This is a genomic window from Roseiconus lacunae (genome assembly GCF_008312935.1).
Classification (GTDB): domain Bacteria; phylum Planctomycetota; class Planctomycetia; order Pirellulales; family Pirellulaceae; genus Stieleria; species Stieleria lacunae.
In genome coordinates this window covers 206,523-227,879 of record NZ_VSZO01000012.1, presented here as the reverse complement: position 1 = coordinate 227,879, position 21,357 = coordinate 206,523, and the positions used below count along the sequence as shown (strand labels likewise).

General features: G+C 56.7%; 14 protein-coding genes. 8 read left to right on the top strand and 6 right to left on the bottom strand.

The features are described 5' to 3' along the window. Nucleotides 1–219 precede the first annotated feature (219 nt). From FYC48_RS17115 to FYC48_RS17100, 4 genes are all read right to left on the bottom strand, one after another. On the bottom strand, nucleotides 220–2,970 hold the full coding sequence (locus tag FYC48_RS17115) for a prenyltransferase/squalene oxidase repeat-containing protein (RefSeq protein ID WP_230773021.1): 2,751 nt from the start codon (nucleotides 2,968–2,970) through the stop codon (nucleotides 220–222). Next, entirely contained in the window at nucleotides 2,967–3,401 is a 435-nt protein-coding gene (locus FYC48_RS17110; protein WP_149497947.1) for an ExbD/TolR family protein, read from the bottom strand. The genes FYC48_RS17115 and FYC48_RS17110 overlap by 4 nt, the downstream gene beginning before the upstream one ends. 2 nt (nucleotides 3,402–3,403) lie before the next feature. Then, nucleotides 3,404–4,591: a MotA/TolQ/ExbB proton channel family protein gene (locus tag FYC48_RS17105; RefSeq protein ID WP_235034296.1), complete on the bottom strand. Its 1,188-nt coding sequence runs from the start codon at nucleotides 4,589–4,591 to the stop codon at nucleotides 3,404–3,406. Between the two features lie 130 nt (nucleotides 4,592–4,721). Then, nucleotides 4,722–8,021 (bottom strand): tetratricopeptide repeat protein, encoded by a 3,300-nt coding sequence (locus tag FYC48_RS17100; RefSeq protein ID WP_149497946.1) that lies wholly within the window; start codon nucleotides 8,019–8,021, stop codon nucleotides 4,722–4,724. Nucleotides 8,022–8,256: 235 nt separating this feature from the next. On the opposite strand from FYC48_RS17100, the gene FYC48_RS17095 reads away from it, so the two are divergent. The 8 genes from FYC48_RS17095 to FYC48_RS17055 all read left to right on the top strand — a co-directional run bounded on the left by FYC48_RS17095 (nucleotide 8,257) and on the right by FYC48_RS17055 (nucleotide 19,009). After that, nucleotides 8,257–9,267 (top strand): NAD-dependent epimerase/dehydratase family protein, encoded by a 1,011-nt coding sequence (locus tag FYC48_RS17095; RefSeq protein ID WP_149497945.1) that lies wholly within the window; start codon nucleotides 8,257–8,259, stop codon nucleotides 9,265–9,267. 842 nt (nucleotides 9,268–10,109) lie between these two features. Beyond that, a complete protein-coding gene (locus FYC48_RS17090; RefSeq protein ID WP_149497944.1) occupies nucleotides 10,110–10,601 on the top strand; it encodes a fasciclin domain-containing protein in 492 nt (163 codons plus the stop codon). Between the two features lie 683 nt (nucleotides 10,602–11,284). Further along, nucleotides 11,285–11,527: a 50S ribosomal protein L31 gene (gene rpmE / locus FYC48_RS17085; protein WP_149497943.1), complete on the top strand. Its 243-nt coding sequence runs from the start codon at nucleotides 11,285–11,287 to the stop codon at nucleotides 11,525–11,527. Nucleotides 11,528–11,759: 232 nt separating this feature from the next. Then, on the top strand, nucleotides 11,760–12,839 hold the full coding sequence (gene prfA, locus FYC48_RS17080; protein WP_149497942.1) for a peptide chain release factor 1: 1,080 nt from the start codon (nucleotides 11,760–11,762) through the stop codon (nucleotides 12,837–12,839). Further along, a complete protein-coding gene (gene prmC, locus FYC48_RS17075; protein WP_149497941.1) occupies nucleotides 12,839–13,762 on the top strand; it encodes a peptide chain release factor N(5)-glutamine methyltransferase in 924 nt (307 codons plus the stop codon). The genes prfA and prmC overlap by 1 nt, the downstream gene beginning before the upstream one ends. A 150-nt stretch (nucleotides 13,763–13,912) precedes the next feature. After that, a complete protein-coding gene (locus FYC48_RS17070) occupies nucleotides 13,913–16,579 on the top strand; it encodes a circularly permuted type 2 ATP-grasp protein (RefSeq protein WP_149497940.1) in 2,667 nt (888 codons plus the stop codon). Beyond that, nucleotides 16,576–17,694 (top strand): transglutaminase family protein, encoded by a 1,119-nt coding sequence (locus FYC48_RS17065; RefSeq protein ID WP_315853781.1) that lies wholly within the window; start codon nucleotides 16,576–16,578, stop codon nucleotides 17,692–17,694. Before FYC48_RS17070 ends, FYC48_RS17065 begins: the two co-directional genes overlap by 4 nt. 592 nt (nucleotides 17,695–18,286) lie before the next feature. Further along, complete coding sequence (locus FYC48_RS17055; RefSeq protein ID WP_149497938.1) at nucleotides 18,287–19,009, top strand: hypothetical protein; 723 nt, start codon at nucleotides 18,287–18,289, stop codon at nucleotides 19,007–19,009. Between the two features lie 31 nt (nucleotides 19,010–19,040). On the opposite strand, the gene hisB is transcribed toward FYC48_RS17055, so the two are convergent. Together hisB and FYC48_RS17045 are read right to left on the bottom strand one after the other, a co-directional pair. Further along, on the bottom strand, nucleotides 19,041–19,628 hold the full coding sequence (gene hisB, locus FYC48_RS17050) for an imidazoleglycerol-phosphate dehydratase HisB (RefSeq protein ID WP_149497937.1): 588 nt from the start codon (nucleotides 19,626–19,628) through the stop codon (nucleotides 19,041–19,043). Nucleotides 19,629–19,752: 124 nt separating this feature from the next. Then, entirely contained in the window at nucleotides 19,753–21,327 is a 1,575-nt protein-coding gene (locus FYC48_RS17045) for an Hsp70 family protein (RefSeq protein ID WP_149497936.1), read from the bottom strand. Between the last annotated feature and the right edge of the window lie 30 nt (nucleotides 21,328–21,357).

The window sequence follows — 21,357 nt, the reverse complement described above, 5'->3', positions numbered from 1 at the left end:
TTTCGGTGCAGCAACCAAGGCAGCCCCCAATCGGCTGATGAGCCGAACCCAACCACTCGATCAAGACGGAGCATTTGAGGCGATACTCATGCGTGTTGTTCGCTCCGGCTCATTCTCCGATCGCATGTTTGTCCAGCATTTCTCCGTCTTCCGATGACGTGTCGGTTTGACAGAGATCCCGATACCAAACGTCCGCTGGCTTGAGAATGCCGGTTTCGCTTAACGATCCGACGCGGTGTCTTCGTAAATCGGTAGGTGCCGGTAATAAACTTCCAGATTCAATAAGTTCATCGTCGTCACATAGACGCGTCCCGCATGCACGGCCCAGCGATCACGGACGGGAAGTTCTGGGTCCCACGATCCGGCCTCGGGGCCGACCTTGATCTGTGTTTCCAACAGCAACGGGTTAAGAAACTGATTCCAACGATCCCAGTAATCGCCGCCCATGTGAAACATGAATTGCGTCGCGTAGTACCAGTAGTAACCGTCGCGTTCGGGCCGACGTCGTTCACCGAGTCGTGGGGGATGGGTCAGCAAGTAATCGGCGGCAGATTGCATCGCCGGAACCTCGCGGCTCCAGCCGTTGTACATACGCATCAGCATTCCGACGGCGGTCATCGTCGGGGTCGGCATTCGCCCATGTCGCTGCTCGGGCGTATCCGGTGCGAACGGGTTGTACCGATAGCGATCTAGCCGATCGGAGCTATCCCGCGCCAGCGAAAGCCAATGGTCGATTCCGTCATACGTTTCCTGGGGGACGATCAGACCGGAAAGCTCACCGCTTTTGAGCGCCATCATCATCCAACCGGTCACGCTGGTATCGCTGCTGACCTGCGGCGAGTAACGCCAACCGCCTCGCTGGCGGTGTTGGGTTTCGATGATGTAATTCAGTGCGTCCTGGGCTCCTTGGCGTAGTTCGCGATCTTGTGTCATGCCGTATGCTTCGCATAAGGCAAGCGATGCGATGCCGTGGCTGTAGAACATCACGTTGCGATCACTGGTTGGGTTTTCGCTGCGATACAGGTTTCCACTAGAACGCTGGTTGTCGAGTAAGAATTTCAGCCCGCTGCTGACCGTGCTGGCATATTGATGCTGGGTGTGGGTATAGCCAGCACCTTGAAACGCCAGCAAGCACAGGCCCGTTGCTGCGGTGTCGCTACGCAGTAAAACGGCTTCACCATGGCCTTGCAGCGACCAGCTACCATCGTCGTTTTGAATGCTCGCCAGGTAGGCCAGTCCGCGTTCGATTGCTTCTTCGGTCGCCGGGCCACCCATGCCAGGTGCGCTTGATGCGGCACCGCCGCTGGTGCGCATCACTCGCCGCGAGAACGATTCGACGGCAGCGATCTTGGTTCCCGCCGGGGTTGCCGGACCGCCGACACGGCGTCTCGGACGCGCTTTTCGTGGTAGCTCCATCGCCGAAATTTCCGGTTTCATTTCGCCGGGCATCAATCCCGCGCGTTCGGCCGGCTGATCGGCGATTCCGACCGGACCGATATCGGCTAACAGGTCGAGCGCCATCGCCGGGCCTGCGGCGGGTGTCAATTCAGATGGCGATCGTCCGGTGCGTCCGCCACTGCGATCACCATCGATTTCGATGTCCGCTTCGGTCAACCGATCATCCAGAGTTCGCGGCCCGCTCGATCCGGTGGCACCGTCGGAAGCGGAGGGGATCGACGCACTTGGATTGATTGAGCCGACCGGGGACAAGCCACTCGCGACATTCATCCTGCGCGAACGGCCGGGTGCTTGGGGGGCCGACCCGGCGGAAACGTGTGGGCTGCCAGCGGCGGCCATGATCGCGTTGCGAGAAAGCTGGGCACCGCCGGTCGGTTCGGGTAAACGCTGCTCAGCCATAAAGCTTGGTGCCGGTCCCTGGCTAAGCTGGGCACCGGTCGTTTCACCCAATCGCGTCGTCGGAAGCTCGGTCGGGTTTAACATCATCGCGGCGTCGGCGCTTTCTTGTGCCACGGCGACCGTCACCGGAGCGGGCGCCGAACCAGCGATCGCAGCCGGTTTTGAGATCGATCGCGAACGTCGCGCTCGCGCTAACCCGGCGTCACCGATGGTCGGCATCGCCGGCGTCGGGCTCATCGCAGCGGCGGCGGGTGTCATCGGCGACGCTGCGGGGGTTGGACTTGGGGCCGGCGGCGCCGAAGCCATTTTCAAGCCACTCGATGACGGGTTACTCTTTCGCGGCGGTGAATTGTCTTCGGCGGTTCGTTCGGTAGGCGAGGCCTGCACGGGGGATTGCACCGAACCGGATGACGCGGGGAGGTCGATTGATTCGGTAGCCGGTGTGATCGGCTCGGAACGGCTCTGCCGCCGCGCGAGTTTGCCGGGGGAATCGGCAGGCGTCGGCATCGCTTCGCTCGCTTCCTGGCGTTCCATCAAGTACTTCTGCATCGGCAGTTTCTCGGGCTGCCGAGGCTTGGGAAGTTCCATCCGTGCCTGTGATCGATGGACCGGCGGCAACTGGCGTTGCTCTTTGGGAATCACACGCGACTTCGTTTCGGCCTCGACCGGCGTGGACCAATCGGGGGTTTCTTTGGTTTCGCGCTGAACCTGAAAAATATGCTCAGGCACCGTTTTGCGAATCGGCGAACGTTCTCGCTTTTTACCCTTGGACGCCATCGGCTGGTATGCCGAGATGACGACAATGTTGATGGCGAAGATCAGCAACAAGAGATGCAAGCAGACGCTGAACAAAAATCCCAGTTGAATCGATTTTTGAACGTATCGATTTGTGAGCATCCGCAGGATGAACGCCAACGCCAGCGAAACACACGGAACGGCAACCAAGTAAGTCGTTCGGTTGTACAGCCAACGTGGATCGTCCGCACTGAATTGGGTGACGATCAGAAACAACACCAGCCCGCCGAGTGCGATAGCCGACAAATCGAGCGGCCACATCCGGCCAGAGTCTTCCGGAGTGTTGTCGACACGCGGGCGATGCAAGTGACGATTCAATTGGCTGTATCCGGCGGCGGGCCTTCTTGTGTTGTGACCGAGTAATCACTGATGCCGGTCTGGTTGCACAAATCCATCACACTGACGACCGGCTGGAACGACGTGCCTCGGTCGGCTCGAATCACGGCGGTTTGTTGGGTCGGATTGGACGCAACGCTCGCTTTGAGCAGACGTTCCAACTCCTGGAGCGAAGTTTTTTGCCCACGCATGTAGATCTCGCCCGTTTCGTCGATGTCGATCACGATCTCACGAGGTTTTCCGACCATCGGTACGGCGCTGGTCGCCGTCGGAAGCACGATATCTAAACGACGTTCTTCCTCTTCGAATTCGCTGGTTACCAGGAAGAAAATCAAGAGCAAAAACACGACATCGATCAGTGGTGTCAGGCTGAGTGTTCCGGCGACGCTGGAGCGTTTTATTTCGACCGCCATGGTTATCCCGCCTTTGACGATGGGTTCGATGACGGACCATGTTCTCCACGCGCCGTCGGCGGAGGTGGTGGAGGCGGCGATTGTCGTGAACTTCCCGCGGTAGTTTCGTTGGCGCTCTCCATCGTCGTTAGCATGCCATCACTGGTCAGTTGTTGACGGCCGATGTAACGCGTTAAGCCTGGGGCCAAATCGAATGCCAGTTGCTCAATTTGGTGAAATAGCTTGGCGATACGGTTTTCCAAGTACTGGGCCAAGATTGCCGCGGGAATCGCGACGATCAAACCGGCCAGCGTGGTGACTAACGCGGTGTAGATCCCTTCGGAGAGTTGTTCGCTGCGCGAGCGATCGGCCGAAAGTGAAGTCGATTCGTGAAAGGCGACGATCATTCCCCAGACGGTTCCCAGCAGCCCCATCAACGGTGTCGCCGCGGCGGCCAAGGACAGCCATCGGACCGGTGAGGCATAGCGGTCTGCTTCGCGAGCGACCGTCTCGCCGGCGGCGCGTTCGATTTCGCCGAGCGGCTGGCCGGTCCGAAGCAACATCGCCCCCACCACGCTGGCTGTCGGTGAGGGGTGGTTTAGGCAAGCCGCGTATGCTTTGGAAGGGTCGAACGTTTCGATCGGATCGGCGAGACGTTCTAGTTCACGTACCAACCGTTTAGGATAAACCTTGCCGCGGCGGAGACTCAGCATTCGCTCGGCGGCCAGCGTGACCACCAGCAGACTCATCAACGCGATCGGTATCATGAATCGACCGCCACTGGCGAGTAGGGTCAGCATGTCGATTCCCGAAGGCTCGCTGACGGTCGGCGTCTCCGTCGCCTCGTCGGCCATGATCGCCTGAATATCGCCGGCCCCGATCGTTTGACTCGGCTCGGTTTGCCCATTCTCTGGCTGACTCAGCTCAGGCTGCAAAGACGGCTCTTGCGCGGCGGCAGGGGGCTGACCGATTCCGAATGTGACCATCACCGCAGTCAATACGATCGTGAAAAAAGACATTCGTGGCCGAGTCTTCGTCACGGCAAAGGCCACCGAGTCGGATTTCAGAGACTGCCAGTGGGCAACCGGAATGCTGGGCGTCTCTGTTCCGCCAAGCCGTGCTTGTCGACGCGTCGACTTCGCCTTGGTAAATGCGATTCCGCGATACGAAGGCAGCGTCAAGTGAATCGTTGGGCTGGTTTCGAACTTCATAGTGCTCTGTTCGGTCGGCGATCACGTTGGGGACGCCGAGTGATTAAATCGAGAGGCGGCATCAGTCCTAGAATATCGGAAGCCGTCCGGCCGGGTCCAGATTCTTCGGCGTAGGTCGATTCCGTCCCCTTCAGGTTCCCTGCAGTGCCTTTAAACGTGCCGCTGATTTCTCGACCAGTTCATGGCCGGCATGTTTGTCCACGACATACTGGTAAAACTGCGTTGCGAATTTTTTGGCTCGATTGCGGGCATCTGTCGTCTTGGCGCTCTGCATCAATAACTCGCTGCATCGACCCGCTTCGAAACCGCTCTTGGCTTGCCAGTTCTTGATTTCGGCGGGCGCGTTCTCGCTTCCAAACCCAAACATCACCGCTTGAAATTCTGGGATTGCTTTGTCGAACTGTTTGTTGCCAAAGTAGATTTCGCCGGACATGAAGCGAGCCCGCGCGCCAACTTCACGGCGACGATACCGTTCGGCTACCTGTTTAAAGTATTCCAGGGCGCGATCCGTATCACCTTTTTGCTGGTAGGCAACGCCTGTCTCGTAGTAAACCTGGGGCAAATAGGCAGTCGCGGGGAAGCGGGTTTTCAATTCGTCATACCACGCGATCGCATCGTCCCATTGTTTCAGTTGCGCGGCGGATTGTCCGCCGTGTAGCAGGATCAATTCGCGGACCTGTCGTTCGGCGGCTTCGTTAATCGACTTGGCAGAGTCATCGTTGGTTTGAATGTGTTTGCGGCCTTCGGCATAGGCTGCCATCGCCTCTTTATAGTTTTTCGACTTGAAGGCACATTCGCCGACCATCATTTGGGCATCGATTGCCATTTTGCCTTGGGGATGCTTATTCGCTTGTTCTGCGAACGCTTGTTGGGCTTCCCCCAGTTTGGCGTCTTTGAACAGTGACCAGCCTAATCGGTACAGGGCTTTTTCGCTGGTCGATGCATCATCGGTTTTTTCGGCGGCGGTACGAAAGTACTTCGCCGCAGTCGACCAATCCGCTTGACGATAAGCGTCTTGGGCAACGAAGTAGGCGGCTTCTCCTGCATAGTTCGATTCGGGGTAACGATCGAACAGTTGTTTGAATTGTTTGACCGAGGCGGAATCGTTGTTCGCTTGCCGGTATGACCAAGCCAATTCGTAGATCACTTCGTCCAGCCCCGGATAGTCGGGGACTTCGTTGATCAGTCGGACGAGTCGTTCGGCGGCTTGGTCATTGCGGTCGCTCTTTTGGTCGACGATCGCCATTTCAAACAAGGCGTGCCCCAGGTTCTCACCGGTCGGTTTCAATTCCAGGTATTGCTCCAAGTCTTGCGTGGCCGCGGGCAGGTCGTTGACCGTGCGGTGGCTGATCCCACGGGCGATCAAGGCATCATCGAATAACGGGTGGTCGGCAGATTGATCGATCAATTCACTAAGCGGCGCGATCGCTTCTTGATGGCGATTGAGTTCCATGCTTGACCAGCCAAGTCCATACAAGGCATACGGAATCAAGCCAGGGTCGCGTTTTGCATCGATGATTTGACGATACAACGCGATTGCGTCTTCGTGACGCAAGGCGTCCGCGGCTTGTTGGGCAAGCTTGTATCGTGCTTGATCGGCCATCCGGGTCGATCCGTTTGCGTCGATCAGAGATTGCCATTCGGTCGTGGCCTGATCACTTTGGCCGGCAGCAAGCAATGCGGTGCCACGCAAAAGGGTTGCTTCGTCACCACGAGGGGTTCCCGGAACAAGCGACGCACAGCGAGAAAACGACACCGCGGCGTCGGCCGGACGATCGGAGAGCATGTGGGCTTGGCCGACCAGGAACTGTGCCTCCGCTTTTTGAGAATCCACTTGAATGGTTTCGTATTCGTTCTTTAGCAACTCGATACAAGCGTCATAGTCTTGTTTGCGATTCAAGGCCATCGCGGTGCGAAGCACCCAAACGGGGCGTTGGGGTTCGTCGGCGTTCGATTGATCGAGCAAGCTCCGATACTTCGTGATTGCGTCGTCGATCTTGCCGGTCATCAGGTCGCTCTCGGCGGCGATAAACTTGACGTCTGCCGCCAACGGGTCACCCGAGAAACGCCGCAAGAACTCGCCGGCAAGCTCACCCGCTTTTGGGTAGTTGTTAAGTTGCAGCAGTGAAAATGCGGCGTTGTAGAGAGCGCGGGGGGCGAGCGGATCGTCGGGCGCGCTACGGTAAGCTTCTTCGGCGACCTGGATTGATTCGGCTACCGTCGCGGGGGTCGCGGCGAGTGCTTCGGCGAAGTCCACCTTCAAGTCAAACAGGAAGTCACCTTCGGCCCCGCGATCGATTTGTTCTCGTGCAATTTTTGCGGCCGCCTCCGGGGCGTTTTTGGCGATCGCGATACGCGCAAGCCAGTGGGCTGCTTCGGTGGCCGCGGCCGGATTGTTTTGCGTGATCACCGCCTGGAACCGCTCGGCTGCTCGGTCCGTGTCACCGGCTCGATAGAGACTTTGCCCGGCGGCCAAGGTCGCATTGGCCGCATACGGTGTGTTTGAAAACTCCTTTTCTAGCCGGTCGTAGCGGAGTGCGGCCTCACTCGGTTTCCCCGCTTGCACCAATGCGTACGCTTGGCGAAAGATCGCATACGCTTTGTCTTCATCCGCTTGAGCTTTAGCGAGGACTTGGTCGAACGATTCGATCGCCGCTTCAAAATTCTTAGCGGCGATACTCAGGTCACCGCGGCGCAACAAGACGTCAGCAACCAGCGGGCTATCGGCACAGCTTTCCAAGAGTTCGTCAAACGAGGCGATCGCTTTTTTCGCTTCGCCCAGTTCTTCGTAGGCGATGCCTCGGGCATAAAGGGTATCGCAGCGAAGCGGAGAGTCCTTGGCTTTCGCGAGTTTAAGGAACCGATTGTAGGCGTCGACAGCTTTCTCTAGGTCGCCCAACCCGTAAGCTGCCTCGCCGGTGTAAAAGAGCGCGCGATCGGCATAGTCGCCTCGGGGGCTTTCCTTTCGCAACAGATCAAACGTGTCGATCGTTTTGCGAAGCAGTGTTTCGTCACGCTTGGGGCCATCACCGGCGGCGGCATAGTAGCACCACCCTAGGTTGGCGAGACTTTCCTCACGCAGCTCATATTCTTTGTCTTTCAGCGCAAGTGCGAACGCCTCTGCGGCGGCGACGTAATCGGGCGTTTGCTTTTGCATGTGACAAACCCCGAGGTAGTGCGCCGCCTTGCTGGCCAGCTTGTCATCGGGGTATTTGTCAAGAAACTTTTTCCAGTTGTCGATCGCCAATGGGTAGGCACCGCCCGTTTGGGCGTTTGCCGCGTCGGCGTACAGCGCGATCGATTCCTCGGTAGATTCCGCAGCGACCGCCGTTGCTGTTCCAAAATCACCACATCCGACCGGGGCCAGGCCTCCGGTTAATCCGATCACAATGGCGATGAATCCGGTACGGACGGTGTCATGTTGAATCATGGCAATCAATCGTTATCGGAGGGAAGGGCGTTGGTCGACGGCGGAATTATTGAGCCGATGACGGCGATGGGGGAAGATTAATCCAATTTAGCGGTGGAAAGTTTCCATCGATACCGGTGAACCATCCGGCTTAGTCGACGCGTACAACTGTGCTTTGGGTTGCTCGGAGGTTCGATTTGGGCCCCCATTCGCCTGAACTGCCCACTGTCCGAACTCTTGAACGGCATCTGAAGAAGTGAACGAAATCGCTCCCACGGGAAAAACACAGCTGATCACCGGTGGAGCCGGGTTCATCGGGTCGCACCTTGCGCAGAAATTGCTTGACCGCGGCGACCACGTTCTGATCGTTGACGACCTTTCGACCGGCAATCGGGCCAATCTCGAAGCAATTCTCGGCCACCCGCGGCTAGAGTTTATCGATGGCGGTGTGGAGGACGACCGTTTGGTCGCGGAGGTCGTCGGGCGTGCCGATTGTGTTTATCACTTAGCCGCCGCGGTTGGCGTCGCATTGATCGCGAAGCAGCCCATCCAAACGATCGAGCGCAACGTTTATCCGACACAATTGATTCTCGACCGTCTCGGCGAACGCGCCCGACGCGGAAAACTTGTCCCGTGCTTTATCGCCAGCACTAGCGAAGTGTATGGAAAGAATCCTAAGGACACGTGGTGTGAAGAAGACGACTTGGTGTTTGGTGCGACAACGAAGCCGCGTTGGAGTTACGGGGTCAGCAAGGCGATCGACGAGTTCTTAGCCCTCGCGTTTCATAAGGAACGCCAACTACCTGTCGTCGTAGGTCGCTTCTTCAATGTCGTCGGGCCTCGTCAAACTGGTGCCTACGGTATGGTCTTGCCACGATTCGTCGCCGCAGCCCTGCGAGGCGAATCGTTGGTCGTTCACGACGACGGTAAACAGATCCGGTGTTTTGCCCATGTCGATGACGTCGTCCATGCCGTCGTCAGTTTGGTCGAAAAATCCGGTGCGCACGGGCGGGTTTACAACATCGGCAGTGATTCGCCAATCTCCATTCTTGATTTGGCCAAGCGTGTGATCGAACGTGTGAATCCAAAGGTCGACATCAAGTATCAGTCATACGCCGATGCGTATGACGAATCGTTCGAAGATATTCGTCGCCGTGTGCCCGATCTGACTCGAATCAAAGAAACGATCGGTTTCATTGCATCAAAAAACCTTGACGACATCATCGATTCGGTAGCCGAAGAAATGCGTCAGTCGGGGCAGCTTTGATTTGTTGGTTCGACGCCCCGCGAAGTCGCTTCTACACCGGCTTGCCTTCCATTCCTGCGCCACCAAACCCGGCACGTTGTTGGGGCATCACGCACATCGATCGGCTAATTGGTCAAGCCCGATTTTTAGATAGTGATGAACATCGCATGACAGGGTGACATTGCGAAAGCCGTTCGCCGGTCAGTACGTGCGTTCTGGTGTCGCGGTATCCCGTTTTCTAAGCGGATTCACGCGTCGTCAATCTTTTTTCTCTGACCAGAATCTTCGCGGCTACTGGTTCGAAAAAGTTGTTCAATTTTTTGACGTCTCTGCGACCCTGGGCGGTGTTGTCATCGCAGTTCATATGAAACCAGTTTGGTAGCTGAGCGAGCAACCAAACCGCATCGCGTTAACACTGGTATTCGCGGAAACGTGAATTCACCGTGTTTGACGGCGTCATGATCAATGGCCAGGGCGCCGACTGCGGCTTGTTGGCTGCTCGGAAAAGAAGCAGATGCGGAGAACAATGCCTGGTCATTTGCACGGAGAACGTCCGACGCGTTGTGGCAACAAATTCGTGTAACCGCTCGCAGAACGTTGCGTTAACACCGCGCCGGAGAACTTTTTTACCAAGCCTAAGTCAGTAAGAAGTGAGCGAACGAATCGTCTTTATATCTGTCGGTCAAGCGTTCAAAAAAAATCTCTTTCGGCGACCGTTTTTCACTTGCCGTGGTCGCACAGTTCGATCGCACCCCAAGCGAAGATCGGGTCGCCGCGAAGGTTTCATCATCCCTCCATCGCAAGCACGTTGCCTTGCGAAACTTTCGCAGACCATCTTCCAAATCGAAACGTGGAGAGAACGAATGCGTAAGATCATGAGCATGGCAGTGGCGTTTGTATTGGCTGGCACCGTGGCCGTTCAAGCCTTTGCGGGAACCGCAGACAAGACCATCGTCGAGAACGCTGTCGAAGCGAAGAAGTTCAATACCTTGGTTGCCGCGGTCAAGGCAGGCGGGCTCGCCGAGCTGTTGTCGAGCGAAGGTCCATTCACTGTCTTTGCGCCGACCGACAAGGCTTTCGAAGCACTGCCCGATGGAACCGTCGAAACATTGCTGAAGCCAGAGAACAAGGAAAAGCTTGTCAGCATCCTGAAGTATCACGTCGTCCCGGGCAAAGTGATGAGCAGCCAAGTGGTGAAGTTGGAGGACGCGAAGACCGCTCAGGGGTCGACGGTCAGTATCTCGACCAAAGGCGACGCGGTCATGATCAACAACGCCAAAGTCACCAAGGCAGACATTGAGTCATCCAACGGCGTGATCCATGTCATCAACAAGGTCTTGTTGCCGAAGGAGTAGTTCGACCCGCGATCACGGATCAATTGGATCGTGTTTTGACGACATCAAAAGATTACTAGTGCAGACTGGTCGGGCGACGGCCTGTTAATCTTGCTTCGCGAGGTTGACAGGCCGTTCGGCCGTTGTGAACTCGGCTGAGTTTCGATCCGGTTGGCTTCTTCGCCAGCCACGCAGTGGTTTCGCGCAGGTGTATAGGATTTTGCTCAGGCAGGACGGGATTTTGCTCAAGCGTGTACGCGGTGCACCCGATTTTGTTCCTGAAGTCCGATGCCGTGACTCATTCGCTTCCGATCAAGCGAACGCTTTGATCCAATTTGGGATACGGGAGCGAGTCTTCAGTCGGCGGTCACGAGTTCTGCCTGTTGCTGCTCAGCCTTGGCGAATGTCGTTCGGCTGGTCTTGGGAATCAATCCGGTCCGGGCGAGAGCACAGGCCTTTCCCCCACTTCAGTGGCCGTTCTGATAAGCTTGCCGGGACCGCAGCTATTTAGCTTGCTGCATGCTCGCTGGTGGCGGAAGGCAGCGGTGCTTGCGGGGAACACCGCTGGCTGGAACGATGTTTGCGTCAAAAAGCTGAATGGCACTTGCCGATTCGGTAGTCGTTTGCCTATCCTTTGGGGCTTCGTGGTCCTGTACATTCGCCAGGCCACCCCCTCCATAGAATGACATGTGAGAATTAGTGCCATGAAAGAAGGCATTCACCCTAAGTACGAAAAAACTACCGTCGTCTGCGGTTGCGGAAATTCCTTCGAAACCCGTTCGGTTCGTCCTAGCGAGATGAAGGTCGATATTTGCAACGCTTGCCACCCGTTTTACACCGGTAAGCTGAAATTTGTGGACACCGCGGGACGAATTGACAAGTTCCAGAAGAAGTTTGCTGCGGGTTCCTACGGAAGTTTGCAGAAGAAAGGCAAGAAGAAGAAATAGCGACGCCATTTTGGCCGCGTGAATTCCCCTTGGTCGGGAGTTCACGACAAGGCAGACGTAACCGCATGGTCCCTTGCACCGGTACAGGATCATGCGGTTTTTGTTTACAGTCAGCATCGGATCGATCCGCGTTCAGGCTTTCATGACGCAGGTCTCAACACGATGCACCGGTCGGCCAAGCCCCCGATCGATGGGCGTCTTCTCCTTTCTTTCTCTTTAATCTCCGAGACCCATGAGCGGCATCCGCGACCTGCTGGAAGAAAAACTCGCACGCTTCGAGCAACTCGAACGCGATATGTCTGATCCCGAAGTACTCGGTGATGGCGCGCGGATGAGCGCGACCGCGCGCGAACATGGCGGACTGGCCCGTCTCGCAGGAAAGTACCGCGAGTTCAAGCGGATGAGTACCGAGATTGGCGAGTGCAAGGAAATGGCCGAAGCCGCCGAAGACGTCGATGAGCGTGAGATGGCGGAAGCGGAAATGTCCCAACTGCGGCAGCAACGCGAAGTGCTTTGGGAGGATCTGCTGTCGATGACCGTCGGCGGTGAAGATTCGCACCGAACCCGCTGCATCATGGAAGTCCGCGCAGGGACGGGCGGCGAAGAAGCCGCACTTTTCGCGCGGGATTTATTCGAGATGTACCGTCGCTATGCAGAAATTCGCGGTTGGAAGGTCGAAGTGCTCGAGAGCAGCGTTTCCGACATGGGCGGGTTCAAGGAAATCACATTGAATTTGGAAGGCGAAAACGTTTTCCGTGATTTGGCTTACGAGTCAGGCGGTCATCGCGTCCAGCGGGTTCCCGAGACGGAAACCCAGGGTCGTGTTCACACCAGCGCCGCAACCGTTGCCGTCATGCCGGAGCCTGAAGACGTCGAGGTTGACCTGAAATCGGACGATTACCGTGTCGACAAGTTCGGTGCCAGCGGTCCGGGCGGGCAGCACGTCAACAAAACCGAATCGGCCATCCGATTGACTCACCATGAAACCGGCATCGTCGTCCAGTGCCAGGATGAAAAGAGCCAGCACAAAAATTTGGCCAAGGCACTGCGCGTTTTGAAAGCGCGGATCTACGAAAAGAAACGCGAAGAAGAAGCGAGCAAGCAGGCCGAGCAGCGCAAGGGCTTGATCGGTTCGGGAGACCGTAGCCAGCGAATCCGTACCTACAACTTTCCCCAAAATCGCCTGACCGATCACCGAATCAATCTCACGATTTACAAGCTCGACCAGATCATCGCTGGCGACCTCGCTCCGGTGACCGAGGCTTTGATCGAGTACGATCGTGATCAAATGCGTGGGGACATGATCGATTAATGTCTGAGAATCAAACGTCTGCCGAAACGTGGACCGTCCTGCGATTGTTGCAGTGGACGACGGACTTCTTTTCCAAGCACGGCAGCGATTCGCCGCGACTGGATGCAGAAATCTTGCTCGCCCACGCCCGGCAGTGCAGCCGAATCGAGCTGTATACCGCGTTCGAGCAGGAACCCGATGCGGAGCAACGCGCCGCGTTCCGTGAACTCGTCCGGCGACGTGGTGAGGGTACCCCGGTCGCCCTGTTGGTCGGGTACAAGGAATTTTATTCGTTGCGATTTCGAGTCAACGAACACACGCTGATCCCGCGACCCGAAACCGAGCACTTGGTGATCGAAGCACTTGATTGTGCGAAGTTGCTGCAAGGCAAGTCGCTACAGGCGGCAAGCGGCGACGATCGAGGCGCACCGCTTCAGGTCGCCGACATTGGAACCGGCAGTGGGGCGATCGCAGTTTCGTTTGCCGTACATTGTCCATCAGCCAAATTATCCGCCGTTGACATCAGCGAGCCCGCTCTGGAGATCGCTCGCTGGAATGCCGATCAACACGAAGTTGCCGATCGGGTCGACTTTGTCGTGAGCGACTTACTTGAGAGCATCGATTCGTCACAGCAGTTCGATCTGATTCTCAGCAATCCGCCTTATGTCAGTGAGTCTGAATTTGCCGAGTTGGACCGTACGGTTCGGGACTTTGAACCCAAGACCGCGTTGGTTTCCGGGCCTGCAGGGACCGAAACGATCGAGCGGTTGATCGACCAGGCTCGTGGCCGACTGAAGTCGGGCGGGCGGCTGATCATCGAACTGAGTCCGATGATTGCCGACGCTTGCGTTAAGATTGCCGAACAGTTCGAAGAGTACGGTCAGACCCGTTTCGTCAAGGATTTGGCCGGACATCGACGCGTTTTGTCGATTGAGCGTCGATAAAGATTCGAGATTGCTTTATCCGGAAGGCAAAATGGTGACAGGGAAGGATGCCGCGATCGACTAAATTACAACGGCGGTGCCGCACCACTGCCACACGATGCTCTTTCAGGCGTTTGCGACGTCAGCCGGGATCCGCCTTCATTGAACACCATGCTTCAATCGAGTTCCCTGTGGAACCATTCGACAAACTTTACCAACGATTTCGACGAACGAGTTGATGTCGCCGGTGCGGTTCGTCCTCATTGGAGCTTGATTTCATCGGAGCTAGAGCAACTTGGTCCGTCGATCCTGAAGCTCCGTTCGCAATCGGTCGATCAGTTCATCCACGACAACGGGGTGACGTTTCAGCCGGCCGAGCATGCACCCGGCTCGGCACAGCCACATGCCAATCGTCCATGGCGTCTGTCTGTGATCCCGTTTTTGTTTCAGCAGGCCGAGTGGCAGCGGCTTCGAGAAGGCTTGGCCGAACGCACCATGCTGCTCGAAGCGGTACTCGGGGATCTGCTCGGTCCCCAACGATTGATTCGTGAGCGGATCATTCCCGGCGAACTGCTGTGGTCAGATCCTACCTACGATCGCGCGTATCATGAATTGTCGCCGAACGTGCAGAAGTTACACGTTTCGGCGACCGACTTGGCACGTGACGCCGATGGCCAATGGAAGGTGATTGGTGACCGCACGCGAGCGCCGAGCGGGCTTGGGTACTTACTGGAAAACCGGATCGTGACCAGCCGGGTAACGCCGACTCTGATCCGCCGTACCAATACGCAGCGGTTGGCATCGTTCTTCGAATCGCTCAACGACCATCTTCGCCAATTGGCTCCGTCTAAAAAAGACAATCCAAGGATTGCGCTGCTGACTCCGCCGAGTGGGAGCTACCGAGAATTCGAAGATACCTATCTGGCGCGCTATTTAGGTTTGCTGCTTGTTCAGGGAAGTGATCTAGCGGTCCGCGATGGCGAGCTACACATGAAAACGCTTGGCGGATTAAAGCCGATCCAAGTGTTGTGGCGTCATATCAGCGATCGTCGCTGCGATCCGTTAGAACTTGATCCCGCGTCGATCGAAGGCGCTACCGGACTGCTACGATGTATTCGCCGACGGACGGTTTCGGTGGTCAACACGGTGGGCAGTGTGCTCGCCCAAACCCCGGCGTTGATGGCGTACCTGGGCAAGGCCAACGAGTTCTTTTTCGGGAAGCCGTTGTCCCTCGCTTCGGCGGAAACGTACTGGTGCGGCGCTGCCGAAGACTTGGCGGCGGTGCTACAAAACCTGGAAGAGTTTGCGTTTCGCGAAGCCTACATCGTTACCGGGAAACGTCCGATCGTCGTGTCCGAGCTTGATCGAGCGGCGAAAGAAGAGTTCCTTGGGAAGCTGAACCGAAATCCGGAACGGTACATCGCGCAGCGTCGATTGCGGTTCAGTCGCACGCCGTTGTGGACCGGAGATTCGATCGAATCACAAAAGGTCGTGTTGCGTTCGTTTCAGTTGAATACGCCCAAGGGAATCGAAGTGCTCCCCGGGGGACTTGCCAGGGCAGGGCAAGACGAACTGGAGTTGGCTCGCTCGTTGACCAGTGGCGGGACGACGTTGGATTGCTGGGTGACCAGTGATAAATCCGTCGACCAACACAAGACGCTCTTAAAAGACACAAAGTCAACGATCACCATTCGTCGCGGCGGCGCGGATTTGCCTAGCCGTGTCGCGGAACATCTGTTTTGGCTCGGACGCTATGCCGAACGCGCCGAGTCGGCCGCACGATTATTGCGAACGACACTCAATCGAGTTTCCGGCGAAGATAACTGGGAAACACTGCCTGAGGTTCGACGATTGATTTACGCCCTCGCTTCGGCAGGGCAGATCGAACCGAGTTATGCCGTCGAACCGTTTTCGAGCAACCTTCCGGCGATCGACCAAGTTTTACCGGCGGCGGTGCTAGACCGGGTTCAGTCGCGTTCGCTTTGTCGATCGATGGACGCCATCTTGCACAACGCGGCTTCGGTCCGTGACCGATTGTCGATCGATGCGTATCGGATCATCCAACGCGCCGCGCGAGATCTGAACCGGCCGATCGATTTCGATGACACGATCGATTTTGATGAGTCACGAAGGGGCGATCGTGACGCAAATCTTGAAGTGGTAAACGCCGCCGCGAAGTCCTCAACCCCGCCGGCGAAACCGAGCGCCGACGCGGGCACCGCACAGGGGTTGACCATCAACGAAGCCCTCGATCGTTCGGGGCGATTGATCGTCGACTTGCTCGCCCTCGCAGGGCTGACCAGCGAAAGCGTCGTACGCACGCATGTCTGGCAGTTTATTGAATTGGGGCGACGGATCGAGCGCGCCGAAAGTATCTGTGATTTGGTAACGACGATGTTGTGTCCGCCGACGGAGAACGGCAAGCAAATTTGTGAAGCCGCCCTAGAGGTTTCTGATTGCTTGATGACCTACCGATCGCGCTACATCAACCTTGTCCAGCTCGCACCGGTGATCGATTTATTGGTCACCGACGAAACCAACCCTCGTTCGTTGCAGTTTCAGTTCGATCGAATCGCCTCGTTGATGGACAAGCTTCCGACGGTCGAAGGACCGGCGGGATTGGATGCGATCCTTCGGCTCGTGTCGGGACTACAGTTTCGGGTCACGACCGCCGATCCGATTAAGCTCTCCGAACTCGCCAAAGACGGTCGGCTGGAAAACCTCCAGAGATTGCTCGAAGAGATCGCAGCAGAGCTGCCAGAGTTGTTCAACCAGATCAACGCGCGTTACCTGATCCATACCGAATCAACGCAGCAATTGACGGGGACGGAGCGATGAACAACGGTCATTTTCATCCAACAGAGTCTTCCGCGAATCAACTTCGTTCGCCACAGCCTCAGCCGATTCAGATGCAACCGAATCCGGCTCAGCCGTTTCAGGCTCAGGCATTTCCGGCACCGATTCAAACAAACGGGCAAATGGCGGCGCCGACGCCACGCTCTGCCGAATCGCCACGTCAGATTTCCTATCGAATCAGTCACCAAACCGAGTACCACTACAGCGAGCCCGTTGCGGCTTGTCAAAACCAGATTCGGATGCAGCCGGTCGATGGCGGGAACCTCGTTTGTCATGATACGTTGGTGCGGATCGACCCCGATCCGAATAGCTGGGACGAACACTCCGATTACTTTGGAAACCTCGTCACCACGTTTTCGATCGAGTCGATTCATACCGCGCTGCGGGTAGTGGTGGAGAGCCGTGTTACGGTGACAAAGCCGGTGATCTCTGACGCCGAAGCACTGATACCTTGGGAGCAGGCGCTTCGCGAGCAAACTGGATGGCTGAATCCACACATCGAAGAGCACCGATATCGATCGCCAAGGATCGTGCCGTCGGATTCCTTTGCCGCGTATGCCGGCGAGTCGTTTGCACCGGGACGCAAAATTGTCGAAGCGGCGCTCGATCTGACTCGACGTATTAACCACGACTTTCGCTATGATTCCACGGCAACGACTGTCGACACGACGACCGAAGAAGCTTTTGGGTTGCGTGCGGGCGTTTGCCAGGACTTCGCCCATGTCGAAATCGCTTGTCTACGATCGATCGGATTGGCCGCCCGTTATGTCAGTGGCTACCTGAGAACGGAGCCGCCGCCGGGGAAAGAACGCTTGGTCGGGGCGGACGAGTCGCATGCTTGGTTAGAGATTTACGCCGGTGAGGAGCTCGGCTGGTTGGGACTCGATCCTACGAATGCCTGTTTGGTTTCGACGGATCACATCCCCATTTGTGTCGGTCGAGACTATGGCGACGTCAGCCCAATGCGTGGCGTGGTGCTTGGTGGCGGAACGAACACGCTAAAAGTCAGTGTCGATGTTGCCCCGGTCGAGGCGAATTCCGCCCCGGCAAGCACCAACGGCAAAGACGTCGGTGAAAGCTCGCTCGGAAAACCCTAGGTCGCACGCGTCAGCAGAGCCGAACGACAATGTCGTTCAGCTCTCCGAGCTGAAAACGCTTCCAATCACGATAAATTAAAACGTCTCTGACTTGGTCGGCCGATCGAGGGTACTTCCGCTTCGGGTTCGGGGAACTGAGCGACACTGAGGCAGCGCCGAACGCAACCAAATAACTCGCACGATTACGATCGAATACAAGACCATCGCCGAATCGAACCACTTCATCATCCCGGACAGAGACAACCGGGAGCGGATGGTTGCCATAAGCTACCCGAGTAGGGCATCGTCGACAGGATTCGCGAGATTCGAGACGACTGTTCGACGTACGACGACATGCACGATTGGTCGCTGCGAGAGAAAGGCGTGAGTCTGCGAGGGAGAATGGCACGGAACTAAAAGCACTCTTGCCGAAAATGAGTCCGCTTGATCTGCAGTGCCTTGCGAAAACGCAAAGCGTGTTCCAGGAAATTTTTAGCCTTGGTGGACAAGTTCAAAGCGGGGCTTGGTTCTGCGTGCGTTCGCACTTCGTTTGTCGTTTTTGATCCGATTGCCATTGCACGCAGGCAGTGGAATTGCGTACCGATCGGTTTCATTGAACAACGACGATGGCAAAAAGGGAATCTTGCCGATGCGAACCCGACGGATTAACGATCGCCGTGTGAAACTCATGGCAGCCGCAAAATGTTTCACGCTGGTGTGGATAGTGCTCACCGTTGCGACCACTGGGTGCGCCCCGCTGATTGCCAACTTCATGCATGTCACCGGTGCCGACTTGACGCCTGCGGCTTACGAAGGCTTAGAAAAGAGTAGCGTCGCGGTTGTGACGATTACCGAAAACAGTCGCTTCGGTGACGACATCTCCGCCACCATGCTCAGTCATGCGGTCGGAAAGATTTTGACCAGCGAAGTCAAAGATATCGAATTGGTTCGTGACGACGAGGTCGCCAATTGGCGCGACGTTCATGGCTGGGACCAAATCGATTTTGCCGAGATCGGACGAGGCGTCAAAGCAGACAAGGTCGTGGCGATCGAGGTGCTCAATCTGTCGCTCCAGGAAGGGCCGACGTTGTTCCGCGGGCAAGCGAATATCCACCTTTCGGTCATCGAATCAAAAAGCGGCGAAGTGCTCTTCAGCACCGATGTCGAGGACTTCACCTATCCGACAATTGCCGGCGGCGTATCGACCAGCGAAACGACCGAAGCAAGATTTCGAAAGCTGTTCGTCGGCAATATTCTGGCCAAGCGAATCGCACGACAGTTTCACCCGTTCGATGCTCGGGATGACTTTGCACTCGATTCGATCACCGCTCGATAAGTCATCGCGGCGATCGGCACATGGCTCGGCGCTAGAGCACGCCTTTGGTGCTCGGTACCGCATCGCTCCGCGGGTCTGATTCGGCGGCCATACGGATCGCTCGGGCAAGCGTTTTAAACACACATTCGGCAATGTGGTGTGAATTCTTGCCGTGGTGCAAGACTACGTGCAAGTTGCAGCGGGCGTTGGCGGCGAACGATTGCCAAAAGTGCTCAATCAATTCGCTGTCGAACGTGCCGATCTTTGCGGGTGCGATTGGGGCGTGATATTCAAACGCGTACCGACCACCAAGGTCGACGGCGGCGGTAACAAGGCACTCGTCCATCGGCAGCGTGAAGTGACCGTAGCGTCGAATGCCGGCACGATCACCGAGGGCTTGATCGACTGCCGCCCCGAGTGCGATCCCGATGTCTTCGGTCGTGTGGTGATCGTCAACGTGCAGGTCGCCTTTGGCGGTGACATCAAGGTCAATTAGCGCATGGCGGGCTAACAAGTCCAGCATGTGATCGAGAAAGCCGACCCCTGAATCCCGCTGGCCATCTCCATTGCCGTCTAAATTCACGGTCAGTTGAATGTCTGTCTCGCCGGTTTTCCGGGAGATCGATGCGGTTCGTGCCATGAAACGTCAATGTTGAAAGTTTGGAAGTGACAGTGGTGACCAGGACGGCAGCACACGGGGGCGGTTGCCGTTGGTGGTTTCCGCTACTGAAACGGTAGAGCCTAGTTTTGGCAAACGAGTTCGTCTATTCCAGCAGCGTCCATTCGGCATCAAAATCGTCGATGGAGTCCGAGGAGACGACGGAACTGTGACGCTCGACAACGATCGACGCCTGGTGTCCCGTTTTCGGCAACCGGGCTTCGATCGTCATCAGCCCGTTGTGGGTATAGCGGAACGTCACATCAACCGGGGTTCCCGCGGGCAACCCTTGGGGAAGCCCACCGAGCACACACCGGCCCAGGTGCGTCCCATAGCGACCGCGACGGTCACCCCCTTCGACGACTTCGACGACGACGCTTCGTTGATTGTTTCTCAGCGTTTCAAAGCGAGCTGTTAAAGTCGTCGGGATCGGCGTGTTCCGTTTGATCATGACGTAGTTTGTTCGTAGCTGTGTTTCGACGTCGATTCCCAGCACCCCGAGGTCATGCGCATTGACGTCCGAAATGTTCAATCCAGGTTCGGGTAAATGCGATCGGTCGGTGGGGATTTTTCGACGAGAGATTGCGTCGGCATAGAGCGCCGCGCCGTGGGCGATTGCCTCGTCCGGGGAAACCATTTGATTTGGTTCGATGCCGCTCAGGCTGGTCAGCATGGTCACGACTTGCGGCAAACGGGTGCTTCCGCCGACGAGAACGATCTGGTCGACCTCGCTCCATTCGGTTTCGCTTTCCTTGATCAGTTTCCGGACGGTGAAACGTGTGCGATCCAAGAGATGGGCGGTCAGGTCTTCGAACTGTTCACGCGTCAGCTTTGTTTTTAGTGTCGCCGTTTGATAAGTCAGCAACACCTTGACTTCGGTTCGTGACGACAAGGCATGTTTCAATTCGTTCGCTTCGTGCATTAGGAATGCGACGCCACTGTCGGTCTCGCTCAATCGGACTCCGCAATGGGAGGCAAACTGATCGTCCAGCCACCGAACCAAGCAGCGGTCCCAGTCGACACCGCCCAACATCGCATTTCCATCGGTCGCCAAGACCTTGATGTCGGTGTGATCGACGTGAACGAGGGAGACATCAAATGTCCCGCCACCGAGGTCATAGACAAGCACCGTCTGCGGCCCAAGGATTTCGCTTTGTTTGCTAAGCCCATAGGCGATCGCGGCGGAGGTGGGTTCATTGATGATTGCCAATGTTTCCAGCCCGGCGAGTTCTGCGGCTCGCATCGTTGCCCGGCGTTTCGGTTCGTTGAAGTAGGCCGGGACGGTGATCACGGCTTGTTTGACATCCACGCCTAAGCGTTTTTCGGCATCACGTTTCAAACGCTGTAGGATCAGTGACTCGACGACCTCGGGTTTTAATTGTTGTCCGTTGACCGTTCGCGCGATCGCGTCTTTTCCGATGTCACGCTTGGCGAACGTCGCGACTTGACTGGGGAGCGTCAACTGTGCTTTGAGTGCTTGCTTACCGACGGTGACCTCGTCATTTTCGATCAACGCCGCCGAAGGTGTGACCAAATCGCCTTCACTGTTCGGGATCGTTTGCGGTTCGCCACGGTGATCGACATAGGCGATTGCGCTGAACGTTGTTCCCAAGTCGATGCCGACGACTTGTGGTTTAGCATTCGGTTTGACGGTAGATTCCGATACGGTTGGCTCGGGCATGACAACAGATCCAATGAAACAAACATCTCG

Coding starts and splice junctions, on each gene's coding strand:
- prfA (WP_149497942.1), top strand. CDS start 11,760: ATGAGCGGCATCCGCGACCTGCTGGAAGAAAAACTCGCACGCTTCGAG.
- FYC48_RS17090 (WP_149497944.1), top strand. CDS start 10,110: ATGCGTAAGATCATGAGCATGGCAGTGGCGTTTGTATTGGCTGGCACC.
- FYC48_RS17045 (WP_149497936.1), bottom strand. CDS start 21,327: ATGCCCGAGCCAACCGTATCGGAATCTACCGTCAAACCGAATGCTAAA.
- FYC48_RS17100 (WP_149497946.1), bottom strand. CDS start 8,021: ATGATTCAACATGACACCGTCCGTACCGGATTCATCGCCATTGTGATC.
- FYC48_RS17065 (WP_315853781.1), top strand. CDS start 16,576: ATGAACAACGGTCATTTTCATCCAACAGAGTCTTCCGCGAATCAACTT.
- prmC (WP_149497941.1), top strand. CDS start 12,839: ATGTCTGAGAATCAAACGTCTGCCGAAACGTGGACCGTCCTGCGATTG.
- FYC48_RS17070 (WP_149497940.1), top strand. CDS start 13,913: ATGCTTCAATCGAGTTCCCTGTGGAACCATTCGACAAACTTTACCAAC.
- rpmE (WP_149497943.1), top strand. CDS start 11,285: ATGAAAGAAGGCATTCACCCTAAGTACGAAAAAACTACCGTCGTCTGC.
- FYC48_RS17105 (WP_235034296.1), bottom strand. CDS start 4,591: ATGAAGTTCGAAACCAGCCCAACGATTCACTTGACGCTGCCTTCGTAT.
- FYC48_RS17110 (WP_149497947.1), bottom strand. CDS start 3,401: ATGGCGGTCGAAATAAAACGCTCCAGCGTCGCCGGAACACTCAGCCTG.
- hisB (WP_149497937.1), bottom strand. CDS start 19,628: ATGGCACGAACCGCATCGATCTCCCGGAAAACCGGCGAGACAGACATT.